The sequence below is a fragment of the Anaerosporobacter sp. genome (genome assembly GCF_965301125.1).
Genome location: NZ_CBDLAM010000029.1, coordinates 19,897 through 26,679, shown reverse-complemented (window position 1 = coordinate 26,679; position 6,783 = coordinate 19,897). Strand labels below are relative to the sequence as shown.

Genomic DNA, 6,783 nt, shown 5'->3' with positions numbered 1-6,783 from the left:
GAAGAAGAAATTAATATATAGTTTATTGATAGCAGCACTAATATTAGTTATAGGAGCAAAAGTAGGAATTCCATTGATACAATATATCCATGAAAATAGTCATGTGGATTTTGCAGATCAAAACATGGCGATTGTGTTAAGTAATGCGCTAGGAGGCGGGAAAACACCAAAGACAGTTACTCTACATAAGCGATACAAAAATAATTACCAACTTAATGTAATATAGGTATATTGTGTTAGATATAGGAATAGAATAGTATAACAATAAATAATATCAAATTCTATTACGACTTATATTGCAAGTTCCGAAGTATTTATAGAAATTATTAGTTAAGATAATAATCATTAATATATAAATACAACATTCTATCATCTTAAGAAGATACAGCACTAGAAATTTCAATTCATTACGATGCTGTAGATTATCAGAATTATCCATAAAATAAAAAATTATAGCCGAATAGTAGAACACTGATATATGAAAATAATCTGTCTATCTTTCCTATGATTAAACTAAACTTGTAGGATATCAACTTAACAAGGATATCTAAAAAGATTAATATGAATTTAACAAGAAGTTTATTCATGTAAAACAGTAGACGGTTACTATATATTAAGATAAATAGGGCTTAGAAACCAAATTTGTGTGAGAGAATTTTGCACAAATACATTGTCTCAGGTGAGCTGCAAAATGACAAGTACTACGTTGTGCAAGGTAGGACGAGCATTTTGTAATAGGCAAACAGGGACAATCTCGAATTATAAGGGAGGATAAGAGATGATAAAACATGTAGCAAAGAAACCAATGGCACTATTATTAGCTTTGGTGTTGGTTGTGACAACAGTTTTATCTGTAGTTCCAGCTAAAACCAGTTATGCAGATGAAGTAATGAGAAATGATATTGTTTCTTTAAACTTTGGAGCAGAGACAGATGAAACAACAGGTACAATTGCGTTCCCAGAAACCGTACCATATGCGGATGGACAGAATGATGTTAGCATAGATACCAGTGCTACATATATAGGAACACTTAAATCAGGAAATGTATTAAAGGCAAAAGGTTGGTCAGTAGATAATTATTGGCAAATGGGATTTAATCCATCAGGATATGAAAACTTAGCTATTGGATTTGAGGCATTTTCTTCAGGAACAGGACCAGCAGAATTTAAATTGCAATATAGCCTAGATGGAACAACTTTTCAAGATATAGAAAATGCGATATATACCATTGCTTCTACAAAATCATCTGATACAACAAAATATATAATGGAGTTACCATCAGTACTTTCAAATGTTTCACAATTATATATTCGTTGGGTGAATATAGGCACATTATCGGTAAATAACGGAATAGTAGCAGCAACTGGGACAAGTAGTCTTGGTTCTATAACCCTTTCCGGTACTCCAATTGCAGGATATGTACCAACTGTGGTAGAGCCAGTTACCGCTACATATGAAACAGGGTCAGTTGTAGATCCTTCGGCAGAAATAGCATTATACTCGCCATCCGTAACACAAGAAACAGTAGCAGCTTCTGGTGCAGCCATTAGGGTGAAGGTAAATGATGGTGAAGAATCAACCTATACAGATCCATTTACATTAGCTTCTTATGGAGCTGATGATGATCATACAAAATTCACTATCTCAGCTTATGCAGAGGTAGATGGTAAGAAGAGCAAGTATTCTACATATACATATTACACAAAAGAAGTAACTACAATCGCTATTACAGATGCCAGAAACAAGGCTGATGGAACAGAACGGATTCAAATTGAGGGTATCGTCAATTTTGTAGATGGAAACAATATCTACATTGAAGATAGTACAGCAGGTATTAATCTTAATTTTAGCACTGCTCCAAGCGATATCAAAGTTGGAGACAAAGTTATAGCAACAGGTACAAAAGGAACATTCAAAGAATTAGAACAATTAGAATCAGTTACTTATACAGTACAGTCTAGTGAAAATATATTATACTCTACCGATGTAACAATCGCAGAATTGTTAGCCAATTCTAATAAATATGAATGCCGTCGTGTTCATATAACAGATGCAGTTATCGGTGTAATTAATACAAGTGGAAATACCACATTAAAACAAGGCGATAGCCAGACAAATATCTATAGAATTCCTGCGCTAACTGGAATTGAAGAGAATGCAACGGTTAAGCTAGATGCAGTAGTGGGATGCTATGATACCTTACAACTTCTTGTAGCACAGGCAAGTGACATTGTAAAGACAGCAGATGCACCACAAGTGGATGATGACGACGATCAAGATGATTTGACTGGCGTTGTTGATCCAATCACAGATGATATGATTACAAGCAATAATGCAAAGAGTATTGCTGATATCTATAAAGCTGCAAGCGGCGATGTGGTTACTGTAATTGGACAAGTGGCTTATCAATTCGGTAATGTTTACAACAATGCCAATAGTATCAATAGCATTATCTTACAAGACGTTATTGATGATCAAATCATAGGTCTTCAAATCTATGATTATTCTAATACATATAAGACAGGCGATATCGTTTTAGTAACAGGAACGGTAGGAGCAAACGGTGGTGTTTGTCAAATCTCCAGTGTAAGTAAAGTAGAGACAGTAGGGAATACAACCTTATTCAAACCACAGGAACGTACAATTGCTGAATTACAAAAGGGTGGAGACCGTTATCTATCTGAATATGTGTTAATTAAGAATGTTACATTAGGCGCATATAATTCAAGTGGTGCAACTACTATTACAGATGCAACAGGATCAACTACATTATATAAAGGAGCCTTATTACCAGATGGTATCGCAGAGGGTAGCGTAGTTAATCTATATTGTGCTTGGTCAAAATACAACACAACATATCAAGCAAGGAATGGCGCATCTACTGATTATGTAGCAATGAATACAGATGGTTCAACAGTAGATACCTCTATAACTTTACCACTTGCAAATTGGGCAGGTACAGGTGAAATTAAATCAGCAACAGTTTATGCAGATAAATATACAGCAAATGATTTCCTTAATACAGATGCTTATTTAACGCATTCATCAGGAAAAATCCCTGTAATTTCATCTACAAGTACATCAACGGGAAGTACAAGCTATTACCTTGGAACAAAGGGAAGTATGCAAGGTGATTACTATGAGCTTGTATTAGACAGTGAACTTGTTGGAAATATCAAATTGAATTATTCCATGAAAGGCTCAAAATCGGGTCCAAAGAATTTTGAGATATTATATAGTACAGATGGTTTAGATTTTGCTAGTGCAGGAAAGAAATCCATTACTACAGATAGTACGTATGAAAAATTCTCTGTGACATTACCTAGTAGTGCCAATAATGCCTCTAAACTATATATCAGAATTCAAGTTGCCGATAACGTATCCATTAATAATGGAACAATCGGATCGGGAGGAACGAACTACTTAAATGAAATTTCCATCACAGGAAGTCCAATTGTAGCTGACAATATTACTGGATATCCAGATATCACACCAGATGCTGGTGAAACTCGTCTTGGAGAAGAGATTACAATTACAACAGCAACAGAAGGTGCAACAATTTATTATTCCTTCGATGGTGTTACATTTAAAGTATATGATTCAGCAAATAAACCAAGATTTACAGAATTACCAGCAACCGTAACTGCTTATGCAAAGAAAGATGGATTAAATGATAGCGTTTTCATTACATATGGATATACACAAGAGCAAGTATCACCAGTAAAGGCAAGTCCAAATGGTGGCGCAAGAACAATTGGAACAAAAGTTCAATTAACATGTGCAACAGATGGGGCAACAATTAAGTATTCAATGGATAATGGTACAACTTGGTTGAATTACAATCCAGATGAGAAGATATCACTTGACGTATTGCCAGCTACATTGCTTACAAAAGCTGTTTTAGAAGGCTGTAAGGATAGTGAAACCACAACATGTAGCTATACACTACGTGAGAATGAAAACTATAGCATTTACTTTGGACAGATCCATTCCCACACAGATTATTCAGATGGTGCAGGTACTTGTGATCAGGCATTTGACTATGCCAAGAATACTGCGAAGCAAATTGACTTCCTTGCAGTAACAGACCATTCAAATTCATTTGACAATGCAGACAAGGCAAGTCTAGCAGATGGTTCTATGAGTACGGAATGGGTAGAGGGTCATGAATTAGCAGATAAATATACAGATGCTTCCTTTGTTGGATTATACGGATTTGAAATGACATGGTCTAATGGACTTGGTCATATGAATACCTTCAACACACCAGGATTCCAAAGTCGTACACAAAAGGATTACTCAACATATTCAACGGCACTTAGCAATTACTATACAACATTAAAGACGGATACAGGATCAATCAGTCAATTCAACCATCCAGGAACAACATTTGGTGATTTCAGTGATTTTGCTCATTATGATGAAGATATTGATAGCTTGATTTCACTAATCGAAGTTGGTAATGGGGAAGGTGCAATCGGAAGCGATGGTTATTTCCCATCTTATGAGTATTATACTCGTGCACTAGATAAGGGTTGGCATGTAGCGCCAACCAACAATCAGGATAACCACAAGGGTTATTGGGGGGATGCTAATACTGGTAGAACTGTAGTTTTAGCAGATAGTTTAACCAGAGACAACATCTATGATGCGCTTAGAAACATGAGAACCTATGCAACAGAAGATAATGACCTTGAGATTCAATATACTTTGAATGGAGAAATCATGGGTACAATCCTTGACCAGACTCCAGACGACGCAAATATCAAAGTATCATTAAAGGACCCAACAGATTCATCAATTGGTAAAGTAGAAGTTATCGTTAATGGTGGGTTAAGTGTAGCGACGGAAAATGTATCTACTAATGAAGCTGAGATAGAATTTAATCTTCCAGCAGACTATTCTTACTATTATATTCGTGTAACACAACCAGATAAAAATACTGCAGTTACAGCTCCTGTTTGGGTAGGAGAAGTAGAAGCCGTTGGTATCTCAGGTGTTACAACAACAACTGCACTACCTGTTAAAGGAGAAGCGTTAGATATCAGTTTAGATTTATACAACAATGAAACTTCTGATTTGGAGGTAAATTCAATTGAATTCTCTATTGATGATACGGTAATTCATACAGCAGATTTAAATAAGGCTGGATTAACTAGCGTTCCTTCACAGAGTACGAAAGAATATAGCTTCAATTATACCCACAATGGAACAGGTGGAGTCAATATAGATGTTACAGTTAAAGCTACACTTAATGGTGTGGATAAAGTATATAAGGGTGTCTTACAATTGACGTATGTTGCACCAAGTATGGTAACGAATGTAGTTGTTGACGGCACCCACTGTAACGATTATGTAACTGGATATTATGGTGGTAATATGGGGAACTTCACGAATATTGCCGCAGATGATAATGTGAAGGTAACAATCGTTAAGGATAAGATGACGAAAGAAATCTTAGATAGCTGTGATTTATTAATTATCTCAGCACCAGCGAAGAAAAATGGAAGCGCTAACGCAGGTGCATTTACAATCAGTCATTATGAGGATGAATTCCTTGAATTAGTGAAAGAGTATACAGATCGTGGTGGAGAATTAATCGTATGCGGTATAGCAGATTATCAAGATACTGCAGATTGTCAGACATCAACAGAACAAAACAAGCTATTATCTTATATTGGAGCAACCACAAGAATCAATAGTGATGAAGCCTATGATGAAGTAAATAATGGTGGGCAAGCATATCGTCTATATCCAACGGATTATAACGAAAAATCTACTTATACCAAAGGTGTAGTAGATGGACAAAAATACAGTGCATATAGTGGTTGTACCGTATTATTAGATGAAAAAGCTGTGGCAGATGGCAAGGCAGAATATATCGTAAAAGGACATGATACAACTTATTCCATCGATAGTAAGAGTTTAGATAGTAATTATGTAGAAATTAATAAAGGTAATGCAGTATTATTAGCTAGAGAAAGCCTAGCTGGTGGTGGAAATGTATTTGTATCAAGTACTGTCTTCATGTCAGATTTCGAAGTTAAGGCAGAAGTCGATAATATGTGGGATTTACCTTATATCAATAAGAATGTAACTCTTAATATTATGGATTCTGTTAAGAAAAAGATGGATATCACGAATATTGCCGAGGTAAGAAACGGTGAGATGGGTGAAATCTATTGTGTAGAAGGTACTGTTACCGCAGGTACTGTATCAGGTAACGCATTCTTCGATACGATCTACATTCAGGATGCTACAGGTGGAATTAATATATTCCCAATCAACGAAGGATTAATTGAAGTAGGACAAAAAGTTCAAGTAATTGGATCGCTTGATCAATACTTAGGAGATAAAGAGTTAAGAGTAATCACTGCTAAGGTAATTGATGAGGAAAAGAACCCAGTTGCACCAACTAAGATGTCTACGAAAGATGTTATGAATTATGATGTTAATGGTGGAAAGCTTGTTCAGGTAGAAGGAGTTATTACCAATGTAATCCTTAAAAACGATATTGTTGAAACAATTATGGTTAAGGATAGTTCCGGTGTAGAAGCAAGAGTATTTATTGATGGATATGTATTATATTCTGATAGCACAAGCAAAGCATTAGAAGATTTTGCTAAGGTAGGAAACAAGATTTCAGCAGTTGGATTGGTTTCTTATGATCCAGATGGAGAGAGATTACGTGTTCGTGACCGCAGTGAAATCCTTTTAATCAAAGAAGGAACTGGTAGCCAAAGTGGTAATACTTCGGATACTTCTGACAATAGTAAGAAGGA

2 protein-coding genes are annotated in these 6,783 nt (G+C 35.6%); both read left to right on the top strand.

Annotated elements, in window-relative coordinates:
- On the top strand, window positions 1-226 hold a 226-nt coding region (locus tag ACW2QF_RS05140), incomplete at its 5' end, for a hypothetical protein (RefSeq protein ID WP_455714921.1).
- A 552-nt stretch (window positions 227-778) separates the two neighbouring features.
- Window positions 779-6,783: CehA/McbA family metallohydrolase (locus tag ACW2QF_RS05135; RefSeq protein WP_455714920.1), on the top strand; the 6,005-nt coding region annotated here is incomplete at its 3' end.